This is a genomic window from Clavibacter sepedonicus (genome assembly GCF_000069225.1).
Classification (GTDB): domain Bacteria; phylum Actinomycetota; class Actinomycetes; order Actinomycetales; family Microbacteriaceae; genus Clavibacter; species Clavibacter sepedonicus.
The window spans coordinates 1,092,342-1,113,957 of sequence record NC_010407.1 but is presented as its reverse complement, the minus strand read 5'-3'; the positions used below and the strand labels follow the sequence as shown (position 1 = coordinate 1,113,957).

Here is a 21,616-nt window from a genome sequence, read left to right as displayed (position 1 = left end):
GGACCCATGTCCGTCACCCGCCGCCGCATGCACTGCTCCCCCGCCGACGTCTTCGAGGTGCTCGGGGACGGCTGGCTGTTCCCCTCGTGGGTGGTCGGCGCGTCGCGGATGCGCGACGTCGACGCGGCCTGGCCGGCCCCCGGATCCCGCCTCCACCACTCCTTCGGCTCCTGGCCGCTGCTCATCGACGACGCCACCACGATGCTCGAGTGGGAGCCGACCCGGCGGCTCGTGATGCAGCCGAAGGGCTGGCCCATCGGGGAGGCGCGCGTGACGGTCGAGGTGCGCACGCTGCCCGACGGGTGCGAGGTGCGCATGACCGAGGAGGCCGTGCGCGGACCGGGACGCCTCGTACCCGCGCCGATCATGGACGTGCTCCTGCACGCGCGGAACGTCGAGACGCTCCGGCGCCTGTCCTACCTCGCCGAGGGTCGGCACCCGCGCGCACGCTGATCGCCCCTGGGTCCCCGACGCCCGCGTCGCTGTTCGGACGGCCGGCGGCGACGCCCCGCGGCCTAGGGTGGGAGGGGTGACCACCCCCACCGACCGGCCCTGGCTGGCCAGCTACGCGCCCGACGTCCCGCACGAGATCGACCTGCCGCAGGGATCGCTCGTCGACATCGTCGACCAGTCCGTGCTCCGGTTCCCCGGCGGCACCGCGCTCGACTTCCTGGGGGCCGAGACCAGCTACCGCGACCTCGGCGAGCAGATCGCACGCGCGGCCCAGGGCCTGCACGACGCGGGCGTCCGGGCGGGCGACCCGGTGGCGATCGTGCTGCCGAACTGCCCGCAGCACGTCGTCGCGTTCTACGCGGTGCTGCGCCTCGGCGCCGTGGTCGTCGAGCACAACCCGCTCTACACGCCGCGCGAGCTGCAGCACCAGTTCGAGGACCACGGCGCGCGCACGGTGATCGCGTGGGACAGGTCGGTCGCGACCATCCTGGGCCTGCCCGACGGCGCGCGGCCCGAGCGCATCGTCTCCGTCGACGTGACGCGGGCCATGCCGCTGCGCACCCGGCTGCGCCTCCGCCTGCCCGTCCCGAAGGCCCGTGCGGCCCGCGCCGCCATCGCCGCCAAGGTGACGGGCACGATCACCTGGGAGCGGATCTCCGCCGCGTCACCCCTGCCCGTCGACCACCCGCGCCCGGCGGCGACCGACCTCGCGGTGATCCAGTACACGAGCGGCACGACGGGAGCGCCCAAGGGCGCCGAGCTCACCCACCTCAACCTCAGCGCGAACGCGGCCCAGTCGCGCGCCTGGGTGCCGACGGTCCCCCGCGGCACGAGCGTCGTCTACGCGGCGCTGCCGATGTTCCACGCCTACGGGCTGACCCTCTGCCTCACCTTCGCGATGAGCATGGGCTCGCGCCTGGTGCTGTTCCCCCGCTTCGAGCCCGACCTCGTGCTGCAGGCGATCCGCCGCCACCCGCCGACGTTCCTGCCCGCCGTGCCGCCCATCTACAAGCGCCTGCGCGAAGCCGCCGAGGCGGAGGGCGTGTCCCTCGCGGGGATCTCGATCTCCATCTCCGGAGCGATGGCGCTGCCCGAGTCGGTCGTGGTGCCCTGGGAGGAGCAGACCGGCGGCTGGCTCGTCGAGGGCTACGGCCTCTCGGAGTGCTCGCCCGTGCTGATGGCCAACCCCGTCGGCGACACGCGGCGCGCGGGGACGGTCGGCCTGCCGCTGCCCAACACCGAGGTGCGCGTCGTGGATCCCGAGGACCCGACCGTCGACCGGCCCGTGGGCGAGGCCGGCGAGCTGCTCGTGCGCGGACCCCAGGTGTTCCGCGGCTACCACGGCCGACCCGACGAGACGGCCGCCGTGCTGCTCGACGGCGGCTGGTTCCGCACGGGCGACGTGGTCACCATCGACGAGGACGGCTTCGTGCGCATCGCCGACCGGATCAAGGAGCTCATCATCACGGGCGGCTTCAACGTCTCGCCGAGCGAGGTCGAGGACGCGGTGCGCGGCATCCCCGGCGTGCGGGACGCGGCGGTCGTCGGGATCCCGCGCGACGACGGCGACGAGGAGGTCGTCGCGGCCGTGGTCCTCGAGGAGGGCGCGACGCTCGACGAGCAGGCCGCGCGGACGACGCTGCGCGGCGAGCTCGCCGCCTACAAGGTGCCGCGGCTCATCGTGGTGCTCGACGAGCTGCCGACCTCGCTCCTCGGCAAGGTGCTGCGCCGGAAGGTGCGCGAGGGGATCGTCGACGCGGGCTAGGTGTAGTTCCTCGGGAGGTTGTGAACGCTGGGGCGGATAGCGAAGACCTCCGGGACGATGTGAGTTACCAAGCACACGTCATCACCGGAGGTCTTCGTGACTCACGCTAATGCCCCGTTCGCTCCCGTGGGCAGGCTTCGGCTTGCTCGGTTGATCGTTGAGGACGGGTGGCCGGTCCGGCGTGCGGCGGAGAGGTTCCAGTGCTCGCCCGCGACCGCGTCGAGATGGGCTCGCCGGTATCGGGCCGGGTTGCCGATGACGGACCGGTCATCCCGCCCGCACCGGCAACCGACCCGCACGAGTCAGCGTCGGGAGCGGCGGATCGTCGCGCTGAGATTCACTCGCCGGTGGGGCCCGCACCGCATCAGCTACCACCTGCGTATCCCCCGTTCCACGGTCGAGCGGGTCCTCCGTCGCTACCGGATGCCGTTGCTCACGCACCTGGATTCCGCGACGGGACTCCCCGTCCGACGCTCGCCCGCGCGACGTTACGAGCACTCCTCGCCGGGAGATCTGGTCCACGTCGACATCAAGAAGCTCGGCCGTATCCCGGACGGCGGCGGGCACCGAGTCCTCGGCAGAGCGGCCGGCCGGAAGAACAACCCCCGGACCGGGCGGGGATACGCGTTCCTGCATCACGCCGTGGATGACCACTCCCGACTCGCGTACTCCGAGATCCTCACCGACGAGCGCAAGGAGACCGCTGCCGCGTTCTGGGCCCGCGCGAACGCGTTCTTCACCGCCGCGGGCATCACCGTGATCCGTGTCCTGACGGACAACGGCTCCTGCTACCGCTCCCACGCCTTCACCGAGGCGCTCGGCACCATCGCCCACACACGCACCCGCCCCTACCGGCCCCAGACCAACGGGAAGGTCGAGCGCTTCAACCGCACCCTCGCCACCGAGTGGGCCTACGCCCATCCCTATCGCACCGACGAGGCCCGCGCCGCGACCTACGACGCCTGGCTGCATCACTACAACCACCACCGCCCCCACACCGGCATCGGCGGACTCACGCCCGCCGAACGCGTTCACAACCTCACTGGGAACTACAGCTAGGCGCGCCCGGACGCGGGGCCCGGGCGCGAGATCCCGGCACCCGGACCGGGCGCTCGAGCGGATCGGCCGGGCGGAGCGCTAGAAGAAGTCGCCGCCCCCGAAGCCGCCGCCCATGTCGGCTCCACCGCCGAAGTCGCCGCTGCCGAAGTCGCCGCTGCCGAAGTCGCCCGCACCCGCGCCCGCGTCGGCGCCGCCCGCATCCGTCGCGCCCGCGTCGCCGCCGCCGTCGGTCCCGCCGTCAGCGCTCCCGTCGGCTCCGTCGGCGCCCGCCTGGTCCTGGCCGACCGCGTCGGGGATGAGGGCCTGCGCGATGGCCGAGCCGACGACGACTCCCGCGATGGTGCCGAGCATGGATCCGGCGATCATGCCGCCCATGCCCATCGCGGCGCCGCCGCCCGCGAGGCCGCCGCGCGGACCGAGGGTGCGCTCGAGCGTGCCGGGCGCGCGCATCTCCGAGCGGGTGGCCGAGCGGGCGAGCGACTCGGGACGGTCGTCGACGGGCGCATCGCCTTCCGCGGCCTCCGAGCTGAGCTGGCGGAAGAGGATCTCGCGCTGCTCCGGGGTGAGCTTGCGGAACGCCTCGAGGTGCACCTCCTCGATCTTCTCCGGCGGGGCCGTGCGGAGGAGGTACCGGTACCGTTCGACGGCGATCTCGTCGGCGCTGCGCTCGCGCGGTGCGCCGTCCGATGCGCGACCGGGCCGTCCGTCGGGCTGCTCGTCGCGGCCCAGGAGCCTGTCCAGGAATCCCATGGTGATGCCTCTCGCCGGGGCCGGGTCGGCGCGCGTCGCCGACCGCTCGGGCCTCCTGCCACCGTACGGGCCGGGACCGGGAGACGCGTGGGAGGCGGGTCCGCATCGCCCGCGCGGCCGACGGCGGCGGCGGCTCCGCACGGTCCGCACGCCCCCGCCGGGTCTCGCGTAGCGTTGTCGGGTGCCGTCCCCGATCCGCCTCCCCCGGTCCATCCGCACCCCCGTCTCCCTGATCGCCGCCGCTGCTCTCGTCGCGGGCCTCGGCGCCTGCACCGCCCAGCACGACGCGTCCGAGGTCCTCCGGCCGGTGACGGCAGCGCCCGACGGGCCCCTCACCGTCGTGGGCCAGGCCGACGACTCGGGCGCGTCGGTCGCCATGAGCGAGAGCCTCTTTCGCCAGGCGCCCGTCGCCGTGCTGGCCCCCGCGGGCGACCTCGCCGCGCAGGAGCTCGGCGCCGAGGCCGCGGTCGCGCTCGGCGCCCCGCTCATCGTGCAGGGCGCGGGCGCGGAGTCCGAGATCCAGCGCCTGGGATCGTCGGGGGTCCTCGCCGTCGGCGACCTCGGGGACGACGCCGCCTCGGCGCTCCCCGGATCGACCACGATCGTCCGGGCCGACCACGCGGCGGACGTCGCCCGCCTCACCGGGGCCGACGTCGCGGACGCAGCGGACCAGGACCCGTCCGCCGCCGTCACCCACGTGGCCGGCCTCGCCGCGCCCGGCGGCGACGCCTCCCCCGCGACGCCGCCCACCGCATCCGCCGACGACGCCCTCCCGGCCACCGCGCCCGCCGCCGCCCTCACCGGCGCGCACGCGCTCGCGACCGACGCCGCGTCCTCCCTCGCCGCCGTCGCCACGGCGCGCGCGGCCGGCGTCGGCGTCACCGTCGTGCCCGAGGCGACGCCGGATCCGCGCGCGTCGGCCGACGCGGTCACCGCGCTGCACGACGCCGCCGCCACCAGCACCATCGCGGTGGGTGCCGCCTACGCGGACGACGCGTCGCTCGAGGGCCGGATCCGCACCGCGGCCACGGGCGACCAGCTGCCGGGCGGCGGCCAGCTCGTGCTGCCGGGCAAGCGCTACGTCGCCCTCTACGGCGCCGCGGGCACGGGCGCGCTCGGGGTGCTCGGCGAGCAGGGCCCCACGGACGCCGTGGCGCGCGCGAAGGCCCAGGCCGCCGAGTACCAGCCCTACTCCGACGAGCCCGTGATCCCCATGTTCGAGCTCATCGCCACGGTCGCCGCGGGCGCGGCGGGCGACGACGGCGACTACTCCTCCGAGGTGCCCGTCGAGACGCTGCAGCCGTGGATCGACGCGGCGAGGGACGCGGGCGTCTACGTCGTCATCGACCTGCAGCCCGGCCGCACCGACTTCCTCACCCAGGCCAAGCGCTACGAGTCCGTGCTCGCGCAGCCGGGCGTGGGCCTCGCGCTCGATCCCGAGTGGCGGCTCGGCCCCGACCAGGTGCCGCTGAAGCAGATCGGCAGCGTGTCGGCCGCCGAGGTCGACGCCACCACCGACTGGCTCGCCGGCGTCGTCCGCGACCGCGGCCTCCCGCAGAAGATGCTCGTGCTGCACCAGTTCCGGCTCAGCATGATCCAGGACCGCGCATCGCTCGACATGGGCCACCCGGAGCTCGCGATGCTCGTGCACGCGGACGGGCAGGGCGGCCAGCCCGACAAGCAGGCCACGTGGCGCGCCCTGCACGCCGACGCGCCCGCGGGGATGGCCTGGGGCTGGAAGAACTTCATCGACGAGGACAAGCCGATGCTGACCCCCGAGCAGACCATGCGCGAGGTCTCGCCCGTGCCCGACCTCATCACCTACCAGTAGCGGCGACGGCCGCGGGCGTCAGGACCCGGTGACGACGCCCGCGTCCACGTGCCAGTGCCGGTCGAGCCGCACGGCGTCGAGCATCCGCCGGTCGTGCGTGACGAGCAGGAGCGTGCCGTCGTAGCTGTCGAGCGCCTGCTCGAGCTGCTCGATGGCGGGCAGGTCGAGGTGGTTGGTCGGCTCGTCGAGCACCAGCAGGTTCACGCCGCGCGCCTGCAGCAGCGCGAGACCCGCGCGCGTCCGCTCGCCGGGCGAGAGGCCGTCGACGGGACGCGTGACGTGGTCGGCGCGCAGGCCGAACTTCGCGAGGAGCGTGCGGACCTCGGCGGGCGACAGATCCGGGACCTGCTCCGCGAAAGACTCGGCGAGGGGCAGCTCGCCGCGGAGCGACGCGCGCGCCTGGTCGATCTCCCCCACCTGCACGCTGCGGCCGGGCGACGCGTCGCCCGTGTCCGGCACGATGCGGCCGAGGATCAGCCCGAGCAGCGTGGACTTCCCGGCGCCGTTCGGTCCGGTGATCCCGATGCGGTCGCCGCCCTCGACCTGGAGCGACACGGGACCGAGGGTGAAGCCGCCGCGCGTGACGGTCGCCTCCCGCAGGGTCGCGACCACGGCGCTCGACCGCGGCGCCTGCCCGATCGTGAAGGCCAGCTCCCACTCCTTGCGCGGCTCCTCGACCTCCTCGAGGCGCGCGATGCGGCTCTCCATCTGGCGGACCTTCTGGCCCTGCTTCTCGCTGGACTCGGCCGCGGCCTTGCGGCGGATCTTGTCGTTGTCGGGCGACTTGCGCATCGCGTTGCGGACGCCCTGCGACGACCACTCGCGCTGCGTGCGGGCCCGGGACACGAGGTCCGCCTTCGTGTCCGCGAACTGCTCGTACGCCTCGCGCGCGTGGCGGCGCGCGACCTGGCGTTCCTCGAGGAACGCGTCGTAGCCGCCCTCGTACACGCGGACGCTGTCCTGCGCGAGATCCAGCTCGACCACGGTCGTGACGCAGCGGGCGAGGAACTCGCGATCGTGCGACACGAGGACGACGCCGCCGCGGAGGCCGCGCACGAACGACTCGAGCCGGGCGAGGCCGTCGAGGTCGAGGTCGTTGGTGGGCTCGTCGAGGAGCACGATGTCGAAGCGGCTGAGCAGCAGCGCGGCCAGGGCCACGCGCGCGGCCTGGCCGCCGGAGAGGCCGGCGGTCGGCAGCTCGGGATCGAGGTTGAGGCCCAGCTCCGCGAGGGTGACCGGGAGGCGCTCGTCGAGGTCGGCCGCGCCGCTCGCCATCCAGCGGTCGAGGGCGGTGCCGTACGCGTCGTCGGCGCCGGGCGCGCCCTCGCCGAGCGCGACGGCCGTGCGGTCCAGCTCCGCGGACGCCTCGGCGCAGCCCGTGCGGCGGGCGACGTAGCCCGCGACGGTCTCCCCGGGGATGCGCTCGTGCTCCTGGGGCAGCCAGCCGATGAACGCGTCGGCGGGAGAGAGGATCACGCGCCCGTCCTGCGGCGCGTCGACCCCGGCGAGCAACCGCAGCAGCGTGCTCTTGCCGGCGCCGTTCGCGCCGACGAGGCCCACGACGTCCCCGGGCGCGACCGTGAGGTCGAGCCCGGAGAACAGCGTGCGGTGGCCGTGGCCGCCCGAGAGGCGCTGGGCGACGAGGGTGGCGGTCACGACGCCTGCGCACGCTCCAGCACGAGCTCGCGGACACGGGCCGCGTCCGCCTGGCCGCGCATGGCCTTCATCACGGCGCCGATGACGGCACCGGCGGCCTGCACCTTGCCGTCGCGGATCTTCGCGAGCACGTCGGGCTGCGCCTGCAGCGCCTCGTCGATGGCCGCGATGAGCGGGCCGTCGTCGGAGACCACGGCGAGCCCGCGGGCGTCCACGACCTCCTGCGCGGTGCCCTCGCCGTCGATGACGCCCTCGATCACGTCGCGCGCGAGTCGGTTCGTCAGCGTTCCGGCCTCGACCAGCTCGATGACCGACGCAACCTGCTCGGCGGTGATGAGCGTCGCGGCGTCCACGCCGCGCGCGTTGGCGATGCGGGCGATCTCGCCCGTCCACCACTTGCGCGCCGCCTGCGGTGCTGCCCCGGCCTCGACGGTGTCGACCAGCTCGGTGAGGAGACCGGAGTTCACGACGTCCTGGAACTCGAGGTCGGTGAAGCCCCACTCGGCCTTCAGCCGGCGGCGGCGGATCGCGGGCGACTCGGGCAGGGCCACCCGCAGCTCCTCGATCAGCTCGGCGCTCGGCTGCACGGGCAGCAGGTCGGGCTCCGGGAAGTAGCGGTAGTCGTCGGCGTCGCTCTTCGGGCGGCCGGCCGAGGTGCGGCCGGTGTCCTCGTGCCAGTGCCGCGTCTCCTGCGTGATGGTGCCGCCGGCGGCGAGGATGGCCGCCTGGCGCTGGATCTCGTAGCGGATGGCGCGCTCGACCGAGCGGAGCGAGTTGACGTTCTTCGTCTCCGTGCGGGTGCCGAGCTTCCCGGATCCGCGCGGCGAGAGGGAGATGTTCGCGTCGCAGCGGAGGTTGCCGCGCTCCATCTTCGCGTCGGAGATGCCGAGCGCCACGACGATGTCGCGGATGGTCGACATGTACGCCTTCGCGAGCTCGGGGGCCTCGCCCTCCGCGCCGTAGATGATGTCGGTGACGATCTCCACGAGCGGCACGCCCGCCCGGTTGTAGTCGACGAGCGAGTGGTCGGCACCCTGGATCCGGCCCGTCGCGCCGCCCACGTGCGTGAGCTTCCCGGCGTCCTCCTCCATGTGCGCGCGCTCGATCGGCACCGTCACGATGCGGCCGTCGGGCATCTCCACCTCGACGGATCCGCGGAACGCGATGGGCTCGTCGAACTGGCTGATCTGGTAGTTCTTCGCGAGGTCCGGGTAGAAGTAGTTCTTCCGGGCGAAGCGGGAGCTCGGCGCGATCTCGCAGCCGAGCGCGAGGCCCAGGCTGATCGAGTGCTTCACCGCCTGCTCGTTCACCACCGGCAGGGATCCCGGGAGACCCAGGTCGACCGGCGTGATGTTGGTGTTGGGCTCGCCGCCGAAGAAGTTCGGGGCGTCGGAGAACATCTTCGTGCGCGTGTTGAGCTCCACGTGCACCTCGAACCCGAGCACGGGCTCGAACATCTCGATGGCCTCGTCGTAGTCCATCAGCTCTGCCTTGGCCATCAGTGCGTGTCTCCGTCCAGGGTGGTGCGCGTCGCGGCGCGCGCGAGCTCGGGGGCCTGGGCGAGCAGCGGCCCGCCCCACTGCCGCTCGAGGATCCCCTCGAGCGCCGCGCCGACCGTGTAGAGGCGCGCGTCCTCGCGGGCCGGCGCCATGAACTGGATCCCGACGGGCAGGCCGTCCTCGGGCGCGAGCCCGATAGGGAGGCCGATGCCGGGGACGCCCGCGAGGTTCGCGGGGATCGTGGTGAGGTCGTTGAGGTACATGGCCAGCGGGTCGTCGAGCTTCTCGCCCAGCTTGAACGCCGTCGTGGGCGCGGACGGGGTGACGAGCACGTCGACCTGCTGGAACGCGGCGTCGAAGTCGCGCTGGATGAGCGTGCGGACCTTCTGCGCGCTGCCGTAGTACGCGTCGTAGTAGCCGGCGCTCAGCGCGTAGGTGCCGAGGATGATGCGGCGCTTGACCTCGGGGCCGAAGCCGGCCTCGCGGGTCGCGGCCATGACGTCCTCGACCGTGCCGCCGCCGGGCGGGTTCACGCGGAGGCCGAAGCGCACCGAGTCGAACTTGGCGAGGTTGCTCGACGCCTCCGCGGGGAGGATCAGGTAGTACGCGGCGATGGCGTGCTCGAAGTTCGGGGCGGAGACTCCGACGATCTCGGCGCCCGCCTGCTCGAGGAGCGCGAGCGCCTCGCGGAAGCGCTGCGTGACGCCGGCTTGGAAGCCCTCGCCGTCGAGCTGCTTCACGACGCCGATGCGGAGGCCCTTCACGGATCCCTCGCGCTGTCCGGCGCGCGCGGCCTCGGCGAACGAGGGCCACTGGTCGGTGAGCGAGGTGGAGTCGCGCGGGTCGTGCCCGCCGATGACGTCGTGCACGAGCGCCGAGTCGAGCACCGTCCGGGAGACGGGGCCGACCTGGTCGAGGCTGGAGGCGAGCGCGATGGCGCCGTAGCGGCTGACGCCGCCGTAGGTGGGCTTGACGCCGACCGAGCCGGTGACGGCGGCGGGCTGGCGGATGGATCCGCCCGTGTCGGAGCCGAGCGCGACGGGCGCCTCGAACGCGGCGACCGCGGCCGCGGATCCGCCGCCCGAGCCGCCGGGGATGCGGTTGAGGTCCCACGGGTTGTGCGTGGCGCCGAACGCGGAGTGCTCGGTGGAGGATCCCATCGCGAACTCGTCCATGTTGGTCTTGCCGAGCGGCACGAGGCCCGCGGCACGGAGGCGCTGCACGACGGTGGCGTCGTACGGCGGGGTCCAGCCCTCGAGCATGCGGGAGCCCGCGGTGGACGGCATGTCGATCGTGCAGAGCACGTCCTTGATGGCGATGGGCACGCCCGCGAGCGGGCCGAGCGGAGCGCCGTCGGCGCGCTGCGCGTCGATCTCGGCGGCGCGCCCGAGCGCGAGTTCCCCGGAGACGTGCAGGAACGCGTGGACGTCGCCGTCGACGTGGTCGATGCGGTCGAGGTGGGCGCGCACGGCGTCGACGCTCGACACGTCGCGGGATGCGAGGCGGTCGGCGAGGTCGGCGGCGCTGAGGCGCGTGAGGTCGTCGGTCATGGTGCTCCTACTGCTCTTCGCCGAGGATCGCCGACACCTTGAAGCGGGATCCGTCGTGCTCGGGTGCGCCCGCGAGGGCCTGCGCGGTGGTGAGGGTCTCCCCCGGCACGTCGGGCCGGTAGACGTTGACGAGCGGGATCGGGTGGCTCGTGGCGGGGACGTCGGGCCCCGCGACCGCCGTCACCTTCGCGACCGACTCGACGATGAGGCCGAGCTCGGTCGTGAGCGTGTCGATCTCCTCGGGGCTCAGGCGGATGCGCGCCAGGCCGGCGAGGTGCTCCACCTGCTCCCGGCTGATCTGCTCCGTGGGGGTCGGCGACCCCGTGGTCGGCGCCTGGGGGGTCTCGTCCCCGCTGGTCGCGTCGGCGGGCTCGGGCCGGGTGTCGGGCATGCGTCTCCAAAGGACTGTGTGCGGGGGTACCGGGAGATTCTATTAGCGTGACCCCATGCCCACCGCCGCCCGGATCCCCGCCCGCCGCCGATCCCGGCGCCCCCGCGGGGCCGCGGCCGCCGCCCTCGCCGCCCTGGCCCTCGTGCCGCTGGCCGGATGCGCGCCCGTGAGCGACGTGCGCGGCAACTGGCACCTCGTCCAGGGGTCCGACTCCGCGGGCGACCTCGGCGTCGGCGGCACGCTGATCACGATGCGCGTCGGCGGCGGCGAGGTCAGCGGACGCGGCCCCTGCAACGACTACTCCGGCCGCATGGCCGAGAAGGGCGACGGCATGCTCTCCGCGGTCGTCCCCGGAGGGCTCCCGTGCGAGGACGGCGGCCTGGAGGCGCGGTACTTCCAGGACCTCGCCCGGGTGTCGTCGCTGGAGGTGGACGACGGGCATCGCCACGGGCCCGGACGACGTGCGGCTGGAGTACGCCGAGCGCAGCCGCGGCTGACCGCGGCCGGGCCTCGACATGGCCGGGCCTCGCCACGGCCGTCGCCGGCCCGCCGCCCGTCCGGCGCGCTGCGCTGCCCGGCCACCTGGCCGTCGTCGCGACTACCTGCCGCTCGCGTCCGCGACGAGGTCGTGCGCGACCGGGCGGCCGATGCCGATGAGCGCGAGGTTGCGGAAGGACTCCGTGCCGCGGTCGAAGTAGCTGTTGTGCCCGGCGACGCCCGCGAGCGATCCGTCGGCCGAGACGCCCCCGGCCGCGCCCGTGCCGGCGACCCCGAAGTGCTCGGCGCCGAACGACGCGCTGCCTGGGTCCGAGCCGAAGTACGACGAGCCGACCACCGGATCCCACGGTGCCTCCCCCACGAACACGCGGCCGGCGGGCACGTCCAGCTCCCCGGCGTCGCGCACGGCGCCGCCCGGGGAACCCACCATGGCCAGCGCGTCGACGGAGGCCCGACCGCTGGAGAGCGCGAGGAGCGCCGCGGTCGACCCGTAGGAGTGCGCGATGACGGAGAGGTACGGCGGGTCGTCGCGGCGCAGGCCCTGGATCCCCTGGATGGCGTCCTCGAGGTACTGCGCGCCCTCGTAGGCGAGGTCGAGGGATCCGACGCCCAGGAGGTCGGGCGTGCGGTAGCCGATCCAGGAGATGGTGGCGACGCCGCCGTCGGCCGCGGCCGGGCCGAGCAATGTCGTCTGCTGCTGCTGGAGCCGTGCGGCGACGTCCGTCCAGTCGACCAGGCGGTCGGACACGGAGTAGAACATGCCGGGCACCACGATGGAGACGTACGCCGCCGTGTCGAGGTCGCCCATCACGACGCCTGCCCGTCCCGGCCACGTCGTGTCGAGCGTCAGCAGCGACCGCGCGGGGCCTCCCGCCGCAGGCTCCAGCGCCCGCCGCACCTCGGCGAGCATGGCGAGGTCGGCCCCGAGCGCCTGCTGCGCGCCGCGCCCCGACGTGGTCGAGGCGCTGGCGTGGAGCTCGCGCTCGCGCTGGTCGAGGAGGCGGCGGTTGGCGGCGTCGCGCTCGACCAGGGGGATCCCCTCCAGGTTGCCGACGAGCTCGGGCATCCCCTCGGTGAGGTCCCGGCGCTCCTCCTGCGCGAGGCCCGACCACCATGCGGCGACGCTCGAGACGGACGGCGGACGGCGGACGAGCTCGCGGATCGTGGCGGGGATCGCGCGGGCGAGCCGCCGGAGCTCCGGGACGTCGAGCGCGGGCAGCGCGCCCAGCAGCGCGACGGGAGCCGTGTCGCGGAGCGTCCGGTCGGAGACGTCCTGGTCGCGGAGCTGCTGGACCACGCGCGCCGGGCTCGGCAGGTGCGCGCCCGTGGTCGGATCCGCCGCGTCCGGCCCGGCGAGGACGGCGGGCGGCGGGGGCGCGACACGGGCCGTGGTCGCGGGTGCCAGGAACCCCACGACCAGCCCGCAGGCGACGGCCGAGGCGGTGAGCAGCGCGCGCACGCGAGTCGTCACGGTTCGAGATCCCCCAGAATCCGGCGTGGCACGGCCGGCGCCGGGGTGAGGCGCGCCCGCGCCGACGCGTGCCTTCATCGTATCGACGCGGAGTGGCGGGCGGGAGGCCCGATCAGGGGGTCTCTGCGGGTCCGTCCGGCTCGGCGTGGACCGCGGTTCCCGCCTCGACGTCCGTCGGGGGCGCGGCAGCCGCGGCGGCGGGCGCCTTCCGCTTCCGGGCGCGCTTCGGCTTCGCCTCGGCGGTGGCGGCCTCAGCGGCCCCAGCGGTCGCGGCGGTCGCGTCCTCGGCCGACCCGCCGTCCGGTGCGGTCTCCGCCGCGTCCGGCACCGGATCCGCCTCGGGCAGCGCGATGGCGTCGGGCCCCTGCTCCACGAGCAGGCGGAACTCGGCGGCGTCGATGATGCGCACGCCGAGCGCCTCCGCCTTGCCGAGCTTGGAGCCGGCGCCGGGACCGGCCGCGACGTAGTGGGTCTTCTTGCTGACGCTGGATCCGGCCTTGCCGCCGGCGGCCATGATCGCCTCGAGCGCGCCCTCGCGGGTGTAGCCCTCCAGGGATCCCGTGGCCACGACCGCGAGCCCGGCGAGCACGCCGCCCGCGGCCGCCGCGGCACCCGGACCCGGATGGCCGGGCACCGCCGTGACGACGCCCGCCTTCTCCCAGCGCGCGACGATCTCGCGGTGCCAGTCGACCTCGAACCAGTCGAGCAGCGCGTCGGCGATGATGCCGCCCACGCCGTCGACCGCCGCGAGCTCCTCGCGGCTGGCGGCGCGGATCACGTCGAGCGAGCCGAACCAGCCCGCCAGGGCGCGTGCCGCGACCGGGCCGACGTGCCGGATGCTGAGGGCGACGAGGATTCGCCAGAGGTCCTGGGTCTTCGCCTTCTCGAGGTTCTCGAGCAGCACCTCGGCGGACTTCGAGGGCACGGAGGCCTCGTCGCCCCACGGCTCGGCGGGATCGAACGCGCCGTCGCGCTTCAGCACCCGCTTGCGGCGGAACGGCGTGACGCGCTTGGCCTCGCCCGTCTTCTCGTCGACCTTCACCATGCCGGTCTCGGCGTCGCGCACGACCACCGTGATGGGCACGAGGTCGGCCATCGTGAGCTCGAAGAGGCCCGCCTCGGTCTCGAGCGGAGGATCCTCCGGCTCGAGCGGCTGCGTGAGGGCGGCAGCGGCGACCTCGCCGAGGCCCTCGATGTCGAGAGCGCCGCGCGAGGCGACGTGCTCGACGCGGCCGCGGACCTGCGCCGGGCAGCTGCGCGCGTTCGGGCAGCGGAGGTCGATGTCCCCCTCCTTGGCGGGCTTGAGCGGCGTCTGGCACTCGGGGCAGAGCGTGGGCATGACGAACTCGTGCTCCTTCCCCGTGCGGAGCTCGACGACCGGGCCGAGCACCTCGGGGATGACGTCGCCGGCCTTGCGCAGCACGACCGTGTCGCCGATGAGCACGCCCTTGGCCTTCACGACCTGCTGGTTGTGCAGCGTGGCCTGGCGCACCTCGGATCCGGCGACCTCGACCTTCTCCATGACCGCGAAGGGCGTGGCCCGGCCGGTGCGGCCGACGCTGACGACGATGTCGAGGAGCGTCGTGTTGACCTCCTCGGGCGGGTACTTGTAGGCGGTGGCCCAACGGGGTGCGCGGCTGGTGGCCCCGAGCTCCTCGTGCAATCCCAGGTCGTCGACCTTGACGACGATGCCGTCGATCTGGTGCTCGACCGCGGCGCGATCCGCCCCCTGGCGTCGCACGAACCCCGCGACCTCGGCGATGTCGTCGAACACGCGGAAGTGCGTGGAGATGGGCAGGCCCCACGCCTCCAGCAAGCCGTAGACCTCGGACTGCGCGGACACGTGCGCGTCGCGCTCGAGCTCGCGGACGGGCCACGCGCCGATGCCGTGCACGAGCATGCGGAGGCGGCGGATGCGCGCGTGCATGAGCTCGAGCCGCGCGGGGCTCTTGCCCTCCTCCTTCTGCCGGAGCGACCCGGCGGCGGCGTTGCGCGGGTTCGCGAAGACGCGCTCTCCGACCTCCAGCTGCCGGGCGTTCAGCTCGTCGAACTCGGCGACGGGGAAGAATATCTCGCCGCGCACCTCGACGAGCGGCGGGTGCCCGGATCCGGCGAGCCGCTCGGGGACCGTGCCCATGGTGAGGACGTTCTGCGTGACGTCCTCGCCGACGACGCCGTCGCCGCGCGTGGCCGCCGTGACGAGCACGCCGTGCTCGTAGCGGAGGTTGATGGCGAGCCCGTCGATCTTGAGCTCGGAGAGGTAGCGGACACGGCCCCTGCCGGCGTCGCGCTCCACCTTCGCGGCCCACTCGGCCAGCTCCTCCTCGCTGAACACGTTGTCGAGGCTGAGCATGCGCTCGGCGTGCGTGACGGGCGCGAAGAGCGTGGTCTCGGCGCGGCCGCCGACCGTCTGCGTGGGGCTGTCCTGGCTGCGGAGCGTCGGATGCGCGTCCTCGATCGCGCGCAGCTCCCGCTCGAGCGCGTCGTACTCGGCGTCGGAGACGGTGCCGCCGGTCTCCCCGTAGTACGCGTCGCGGTGGCGCTCGATCTCGGCACGCAGCTCGTCGACCCGGGCGCTCGCGGCCTCGAGGTCGGCGGGGGTGGTGGCGGGGACGGCGGCGTCGGCCGCGTCGGATCCGGTCGTCGTGTCGCTCACGCGCCGCTCACTCCCCTGCCGTCGCGCCGACGAGGGCGGCGGCGGCCGGGGCGGCGTCGGCCGGGCCCGCGTCGCGCACGGGCGGCCGGGCATCGGCGACGGCGCTCACGGTGCGGTCGATGGTGACCTGGCCGAGCACGCGCGTGCCGGCGTAGACGACGGCGGTCTGGCCGGGGGCGACGCCGTGCAGGGGGTCTCTCGGGGTGATCACGAGCTGCATGCTGCCATCGACCACCGACACCGCCGCGCGCGCGGGCACGGGGTCGGCGTGGGCGCGGATCTGCACGTCGCAGTCGAACGGCTGGTCCGGCCGCGTGGGCGGCGTCCCGGCCCAGGTGTACGAGGACCCGGCGATCTCGCGGATCGCGAGCGCCTCCTGCGGGCCGACGACGACCGTGTTGTCCTTCGGCCGGATCTCCAGCACGAACCGCGGGCGGCCGTCGGGCGCCGGCGTGCCGATCGCGAGGCCCTTGCGCTGCCCGACCGTGAACGCCGCGGCGCCCTGGTGCGTGCCGATCGCGTTCCCCTCGCCGTCGAGGATGTCGCCGGGCTCAGCCCCCACGCGGTCGGCCAGCCAGCCGCGCGTGTCGCCGTCGGGGATGAAGCAGATGTCGTGGCTGTCGGGCTTCTGGGCGACCTGGATCCCGCGTGCGGCGGCCTCCGCGCGCACCTCGGCCTTGGACGGCGTGGATCCGAGCGGGAAGTACGAGTGCGCGATCTGCTCCGCGGTGAGCACGCCCAGGACGTACGACTGGTCCTTGGCCCACGCGGCCGCGCGGTGCAGCTCGGGCTGCCCGTCGGGTCCCGGGAGCACGTCCGCGTAGTGCCCCGTGCACACCGCGTCGAAGCCGAGGTCGAGCGCCTTCTCCAGGAGCGCGGCGAACTTGATCCGCTCGTTGCAGCGCATGCACGGGTTGGGGGTGCGGCCGGCCTGGTACTCGGCGACGAAGTCGTCGACCACGTCGGCCGCGAAGCGCTCGGAGAAGTCCCAGACGTAGAAGGGGATGCCGAGCAGGTCGGCGGCGCGGCGCGCGTCCATCGAGTCCTCGACGGTGCAGCAGCCGCGGGATCCGGTGCGCAGCGTGCCGGGCATCCGGCTGAGGGCCAGGTGCACGCCCGTCACGTCGTGCCCGGCGTCGACGGCGCGGGCGGCGGCCACGGCGGAGTCGACTCCGCCACTCATCGCTGCGAGGATCTTCACCCGCCGAGCTTACGCGCCGCGCGACCCGCGAGACCCGCCAGGGAGGCCCGCGCGACGGCGTCGGGGAGCGCCGCGAGGAGCGCGTCGACGTCCGCGTCGGTCGTGGTGCGGCCGAGGGTGAAGCGGAGTGCGCCGCGGGCCTCGTCCTCCGGGATCCCCATGCCGAGCAGCACGTGCGAGACCTCGGGCACGCCGGCCTGGCACGCGGATCCCGTGGAGACGGAGACGCCCGCCATGTCGAGGAGGAGCAGGAGCGAGTCGCCCTGGCAGCCGGCGAAGGTGAGGTGGGCGTTGCCGGGGAGGCGGCCGGCGGGATCCGGGTCGCCACGGAGGACGGCCCCCGTCACGTCGCGGAGCGCGGTCGCGACGAGCCGGTCGCGGAGCGCCTGCAGCCGGACGCGCTCGGCGTCGAGCTCGGCGACCGCCAGCGTCACGGCCGTCGCGAAGGCCACCGCGGAGGCCGCGTCCTGCGTGCCCGAGCGCACCTGCCGCTGCTGGCCTCCGCCGTGGATCTGCGGATCCACGGTCGCCTGCCGCGCGAGCACGAGCGCGCCGCTGCCGACGGGCCCGCCGACCTTGTGCGCGGAGACGCTGACGGCGTGGACCCCCGCGTCGCGCCAGCGCCGGAACGGCACCGGCATGTGGCCGAGGGCCGCCACCGCGTCGACGTGCACGGGCACGCCGTGCGATGCGGCGAGCGCCGCGAGCTCCTCGACCGGCTGGATCGTGCCGACCTCGTTGCTCGCGGCGAGGAAGGTGAGCAGGGAGACGGATCCGGGATCCGCGGCGAGCGCGGCGGCGACCGCGTCGACGCGGATGCGCCCGAGGTCGTCGATGGGCAGCCGCTCCACGACGGCGCCGCGTCGCTCGAGCCACTCGACCGTGTCGACCGTGGCGTGGTGCTCGCCGTCGGGCACGAGAATGCGGGTGCGCCGGGGATCCGCCGTGACCTGCGCGCCGTGCAGCCCCTTGATCCCGAGGTTTACCGACTCCGTGCCGCCGGAGGTGAGGACGACCTCGACGGGGTCCGCGTCGAGCGCCCGGGCGATGGCCTCGCGCGCCTCCTCCAGCACGCGCCTCGCCTCCTGGCCGTGCGAGTGGATGGAGGACGGGTTCCCCACGAGGGTGAGCGCGCCGGCGAGCGCGGCGATGGCCTCGGGCCGCATGGGCGTGGTCGCCGCGTGGTCCAGGTAGACCGTCATGCCCCCTACCCTAGGTCGCATGCCGCGCCCCGGACCGCCCGTGCCCCTGGGGCTGACGCTCTCCGACCAGGGCGGCACGCTGCGCCTCGTGAGCCACGGCGCGTCCGCCGTGGAGCTCACCGTCTCGGCCGCCGACGACCCGCGCCGCGTGGCCGAGGTCGTCGCGATGGAGCGGGGCGACGGCGGCGTGTGGACGGGATCCAGCGCCCGGCTCGTCCCCGGCACCGCGTACTCCGTGCGCGTCGACGGCGACCCCGCGCCCGGCGACTCCTTCGACCCGACGCGCCACCTGCTGGACCCCTACGCGCGCGGCCTCGTGCAGGTCGGCCCCGCCGCGTGGCGCTCGGTCGTCACGCGCGAGGTGCCCGCCGAGGAGCGCGCCGCCCGCCGCGCCGCGCGACCCGTCGTGCCCCGCGACCGCCAGGTGCTCTACGAGCTGCACGTGCGTGGCTTCACGAAGACCGACGAGCGGCTGCCCGAGGAGCTGCGCGGCACGTACGCGGGGCTCGGGCACGCCTCCACCGTGGAGCGCTTGGTCGACCTGGGGATCACGACGGTCGAGCTGCTGCCGGTGCACGCCTCCACGAGCGAGGAACGTCTGCGGGCGCAGGGCCGGATCAACCACTGGGGCTACAACACGCTCGCGTACCTCGCGCCGCACGCGCCCTACGCCACCCGCGCCGCACGCGACGCGGGGGCCGACGCGGTCGCGGCCGAGTTCCGCGGCATGGTCGACGCGCTGCACGCCGCGGGGATCCAGGTCGTGCTCGACGTCGTCTACAACCACACCGCCGAGGAGGGCGCCGACGGTCCGGTCACCAGCCTCCGCGGCATCGACGGATCCCGCTACTACCGGCACGCGCCCGACGGCACGCCCATCGACGTGACGGGGTGCGGCAACACGGTCGACCTGTCCCGGCCGGACGCGCAGCGCCTCGTGCTCGACTCGCTGGAGCACTGGTCCGACGTGATGGGCGTCGACGGCTTCCGCTTCGACCTCGCCGTCACCCTCGGGCGCGACGAGCGCGTGGACTTCGACCCGGCGCATCCGCTGCTGCGCGCGATCGTCGAGGACGAGGCGCTCGCGGGCCTGCTGATGATCGCCGAGCCGTGGGACGTGGGCATGGGCGGCTGGCGCACGGGCGGGTTCGGATCCGGCTGGAGCGAGTGGAACGACGGCTACCGCGACGTCGTGCGCGACTTCTGGCTCGCCGACGTGGCCGCGTCCCGGCGCACCGGCGGCGCGCCGAACGGCGTGGGCGCCCTCGCCTCCTGCCTTGCAGGATCCTCGGGCACCTTCGCCGCCGACCGCGGCCCGCTCGCCTCCGTCTCCTTCGTCACGGCGCACGACGGCTTTACGCTCGCCGACCTCACCTCCTACGACCGCAAGCACAACAGCGGCAACGGCGAGTCCAACCGCGACGGCACGGACGCGAACCGCTCGTGGAACCACGGCGTGGAGGGGCCGACGCGCGACGCCCGGATCCTCGCCGCCCGCAGGCGGTCCTCCCGCAACCTCCTCGGCACGCTCCTCGTCTCGGCGGGGATCCCGATGATCACGATGGGCGACGAGCGCGGCCGCTCGCAGCGCGGCAACAACAACGGCTACTGCCTCGACAACGCCGCCACGTGGATGCGCTGGGACGAGGATGCCTGGCGGATGGACCTGGAGGCGACCACGCGCCACCTCATCCGCATCCGGCGGGACAACCCGGCGCTCCGGCCCGTGCGCTACGCGGAGCCCGACGCGACCGTGCCGAGCGCGTCGGTCCTCGCCTGGCGCGACGCGGACGGCGCACCCATGACGGAGGCGGCCTGGGAGTCCGCCGGCACGCGCACGCTGCAGTGGATCAGCACCTCCACCCCCGAGACCGAGGGCCCGAACACGGTGCTCGTCGTCGTCCACGGGCAGGAGACCCGCGCGACGGTGACGCTGCCGGAGCACGACGGCGTGACGCGCTGGCGCCTCCTCTGGTCGAGCGAGTGGGAGCGGCCCGAGGTCGTGTCGATCGACGACGCGCCCGGCGACCGCGTCGAGGTCGACGGGCCGGCCCTGCGGATCTACCTGGCCCGCTGAGCGCGCCCGGGACGCCGTCCCCGCCAGCCGCACCGCGCGCGGCCCGGACGGGGGTCGCGGCGGGTTCGCGCCCGGCAGGGATCGTGTGCTCTGCTGGAGGCACCCGCATGATCCGCCGCGCACCGCCGCGCCCAGAACCACGAGGACGCCGCACATGACCGACGAGTCCCCCGCCCCGCGCGGCGACCGCTCCCCCGACGCAGCGCCCGCCGATGGACCGGCCGCCGGTCCGACCGACCGGCGCCGCACGCTCACCCGCCGCGCGCTCGTCGCGGGCGGCGGCCTCGCCGCGCTCTCCGCCGTCGCCGCCGTCGCGGGCTGCACCACGACGCCGCGCCCCGCACCGCCCACCGGCGGCGCCACCGTCAGCCCGTCGGCGGATCCCGGTGACCCGGCAGCGTCCGCCGTCACCGCATCCGGCGGCCCGCCCATCGACCCCATGACCTACGCCCCCGACGACGCGCTCGCCGGCTTCTACGCGCTGCGCGACCGGGTGCGCGAGCGCCGCCTCACGATCGGCGTGCTCGGCGACAGCATCACCGAGGGCCAGGGCGCCACCACCCTGCAGCACGCCTACCCCGCCCAGCTGCGCGACCGGCTGCGCGGCGCGTACCCGTCCGGCGCACGCGGCGGCCTCGACTACATCGCCTCGCGGCACCAGATCACCGTGCCCGCCGACCAGGGCTTCGCGTTCGCCGGGACGCCCACGGCCGGTGGGCGGCACGGCTGGGGACGACGCGTCGTCGCGCTCACCGAGGCCGCGGGCCCCGGCACGTACACCGCGCGCATGACCTCGGCGCGCGTGTGCTGGTGGGCGCCCGGCCTCGACGCGGCGATCACCGTGCAGGTCGACGGCGGCGCGCCCGAGACGGTGCGCGCCGAGGCCGGCGGATCCCTCACCTGGACGAGCCCGCAGCTGGAGTCCGCGGAGCACGAGATCACGGTGGCCTGGGCCGGCGGGAAGCCCGAGCTGGAGGGCGCGTGGCTCTTCGACGGCGACGAGGACCGCGGCATCCACGTCATCGAGGGCGGCAACTCCGGCTCGCAGCTCTGGCAGCTCTCGGAGAAGGCGCGGCCCGACGGCGTGAGCACCTGGATCCGCTCGGCCCCCCGCTTCGCGCTCGACCTCTGGATGCCCGAGCACCTCATCAACGACGTGGTCGTCCGCACGCCGGAGGAGGTGCGCTCGGACGCGGCCGTGCTCATCGAGCTCATCCGCTCCACGAGCGAGGCGCCCATCCTCTTCACGCCGCCCTACGAGCGCACGACGCTGCCGATCCGCGGCACGACGTGGGCCGACTACATCGGCGCGCTCCGGGACGCCGCCTCGGCGGATCCGCTCGCGGACGTCTTCGAGATCGGCGCATACATCCCGCGCATGGTCGGCGACGGCGCGTCCGACCCCTACCGCTGGATGGGCCCGGACAACCACCCGAACGACCGCGGCTACGCGCGCTTCGCCGAGGTGCTCGCCGCGAAGCTCTCGGCCACCCCGGCCTAGGACCCGACGGCATGACGCGCGGACGGCGCGCCCGCCCCCCCCCCGGGGCGCGCCGT

The 21,616-nt window shown here is 74.7% G+C and carries 15 protein-coding genes; 6 read left to right on the top strand and 9 right to left on the bottom strand.

Features of this window, described 5'->3' with window-relative positions; genetic code table 11:
- Positions 1–6: 6 nt before the first annotated feature.
- The 3 genes from CMS_RS05295 to CMS_RS05285 all read left to right on the top strand — a co-directional run bounded on the left by CMS_RS05295 (position 7) and on the right by CMS_RS05285 (position 3,277).
- Entirely contained in the window at positions 7–453 is a 447-nt protein-coding gene (locus CMS_RS05295; protein WP_012298462.1) for an SRPBCC family protein, read from the top strand.
- A gap of 76 nt (positions 454–529) precedes the next feature.
- Positions 530–2,218, top strand: a complete 1,689-nt coding sequence (locus CMS_RS05290; protein ID WP_041464436.1) for a long-chain-fatty-acid--CoA ligase — start codon at positions 530–532, stop codon at positions 2,216–2,218.
- 96 nt (positions 2,219–2,314) lie between these two features.
- Complete coding sequence (locus tag CMS_RS05285) at positions 2,315–3,277, top strand: IS481 family transposase (RefSeq protein WP_012298460.1); 963 nt, start codon at positions 2,315–2,317, stop codon at positions 3,275–3,277.
- A 78-nt stretch (positions 3,278–3,355) separates the two neighbouring features.
- Here the strand turns inward: CMS_RS05285 and CMS_RS05280 are convergent, their stop codons facing one another.
- Positions 3,356–4,027, bottom strand: coding sequence for a hypothetical protein (locus CMS_RS05280; protein ID WP_041464435.1), 672 nt, complete (start codon positions 4,025–4,027; stop codon positions 3,356–3,358).
- A 181-nt stretch (positions 4,028–4,208) separates the two neighbouring features.
- On the opposite strand from CMS_RS05280, the gene CMS_RS05275 reads away from it, so the two are divergent.
- Complete coding sequence (locus tag CMS_RS05275; RefSeq protein WP_012298458.1) at positions 4,209–5,858, top strand: hypothetical protein; 1,650 nt, start codon at positions 4,209–4,211, stop codon at positions 5,856–5,858.
- Positions 5,859–5,876: 18 nt separating this feature from the next.
- Here the strand turns inward: CMS_RS05275 and CMS_RS05270 are convergent, their stop codons facing one another.
- The 8 genes from CMS_RS05270 to CMS_RS05235 form a co-directional block, all read right to left on the bottom strand.
- A complete protein-coding gene (locus tag CMS_RS05270) occupies positions 5,877–7,514 on the bottom strand; it encodes an ABC-F family ATP-binding cassette domain-containing protein (RefSeq protein WP_012298457.1) in 1,638 nt (545 codons plus the stop codon).
- Complete coding sequence (gatB, locus tag CMS_RS05265) at positions 7,511–9,013, bottom strand: Asp-tRNA(Asn)/Glu-tRNA(Gln) amidotransferase subunit GatB (protein WP_012298456.1); 1,503 nt, start codon at positions 9,011–9,013, stop codon at positions 7,511–7,513. The genes CMS_RS05270 and gatB overlap by 4 nt, the downstream gene beginning before the upstream one ends.
- Positions 9,013–10,563: an Asp-tRNA(Asn)/Glu-tRNA(Gln) amidotransferase subunit GatA gene (gene gatA, locus CMS_RS05260; protein WP_012298455.1), complete on the bottom strand. Its 1,551-nt coding sequence runs from the start codon at positions 10,561–10,563 to the stop codon at positions 9,013–9,015. The genes gatB and gatA overlap by 1 nt, the downstream gene beginning before the upstream one ends.
- A gap of 7 nt (positions 10,564–10,570) precedes the next feature.
- Positions 10,571–10,954, bottom strand: a complete 384-nt coding sequence (gene gatC, locus CMS_RS05255) for an Asp-tRNA(Asn)/Glu-tRNA(Gln) amidotransferase subunit GatC (protein ID WP_012298454.1) — start codon at positions 10,952–10,954, stop codon at positions 10,571–10,573.
- A gap of 598 nt (positions 10,955–11,552) precedes the next feature.
- On the bottom strand, positions 11,553–12,923 hold the full coding sequence (locus tag CMS_RS05250; protein WP_041464434.1) for an alpha/beta hydrolase: 1,371 nt from the start codon (positions 12,921–12,923) through the stop codon (positions 11,553–11,555).
- A 112-nt stretch (positions 12,924–13,035) separates the two neighbouring features.
- Complete coding sequence (ligA, locus tag CMS_RS05245) at positions 13,036–15,579, bottom strand: NAD-dependent DNA ligase LigA (protein WP_012298452.1); 2,544 nt, start codon at positions 15,577–15,579, stop codon at positions 13,036–13,038.
- 7 nt (positions 15,580–15,586) lie between these two features.
- Positions 15,587–16,780, bottom strand: a complete 1,194-nt coding sequence (gene mnmA / locus CMS_RS05240; RefSeq protein ID WP_012298451.1) for a tRNA 2-thiouridine(34) synthase MnmA — start codon at positions 16,778–16,780, stop codon at positions 15,587–15,589.
- The gene (locus CMS_RS05235; RefSeq protein ID WP_012298450.1) at positions 16,777–17,982 is read right to left on the bottom strand and encodes a cysteine desulfurase family protein; all 1,206 of its coding nucleotides are present in this window, start codon (positions 17,980–17,982) and stop codon (positions 16,777–16,779) included. The genes mnmA and CMS_RS05235 overlap by 4 nt, the downstream gene beginning before the upstream one ends.
- A gap of 19 nt (positions 17,983–18,001) precedes the next feature.
- On the opposite strand from CMS_RS05235, the gene CMS_RS05230 reads away from it, so the two are divergent.
- Together CMS_RS05230 and CMS_RS05225 are read left to right on the top strand one after the other, a co-directional pair.
- Entirely contained in the window at positions 18,002–20,059 is a 2,058-nt protein-coding gene (locus CMS_RS05230; protein WP_223842733.1) for a glycogen debranching protein, read from the top strand.
- 154 nt (positions 20,060–20,213) lie between these two features.
- Positions 20,214–21,560 (top strand): SGNH/GDSL hydrolase family protein, encoded by a 1,347-nt coding sequence (locus tag CMS_RS05225; RefSeq protein ID WP_041464432.1) that lies wholly within the window; start codon positions 20,214–20,216, stop codon positions 21,558–21,560.
- The last annotated feature ends 56 nt before the right edge of the window (positions 21,561–21,616 follow it).

Excerpts from the sequence above, each read along its gene's own strand:
- CMS_RS05295 (WP_012298462.1), top strand. The coding sequence starts at position 7 with ATGTCCGTCACCCGCCGCCGCATGCACTGCTCCCCCGCCGACGTCTTC.
- CMS_RS05280 (WP_041464435.1), bottom strand. The coding sequence starts at position 4,027 with ATGGGATTCCTGGACAGGCTCCTGGGCCGCGACGAGCAGCCCGACGGA.
- gatB (WP_012298456.1), bottom strand. The coding sequence starts at position 9,013 with ATGGCCAAGGCAGAGCTGATGGACTACGACGAGGCCATCGAGATGTTC.
- gatA (WP_012298455.1), bottom strand. The coding sequence starts at position 10,563 with ATGACCGACGACCTCACGCGCCTCAGCGCCGCCGACCTCGCCGACCGC.
- gatC (WP_012298454.1), bottom strand. The coding sequence starts at position 10,954 with ATGCCCGACACCCGGCCCGAGCCCGCCGACGCGACCAGCGGGGACGAG.
- CMS_RS05235 (WP_012298450.1), bottom strand. The coding sequence starts at position 17,982 with ATGACGGTCTACCTGGACCACGCGGCGACCACGCCCATGCGGCCCGAG.
- CMS_RS05230 (WP_223842733.1), top strand. The coding sequence starts at position 18,002 with ATGCCGCGCCCCGGACCGCCCGTGCCCCTGGGGCTGACGCTCTCCGAC.
- CMS_RS05225 (WP_041464432.1), top strand. The coding sequence starts at position 20,214 with ATGACCGACGAGTCCCCCGCCCCGCGCGGCGACCGCTCCCCCGACGCA.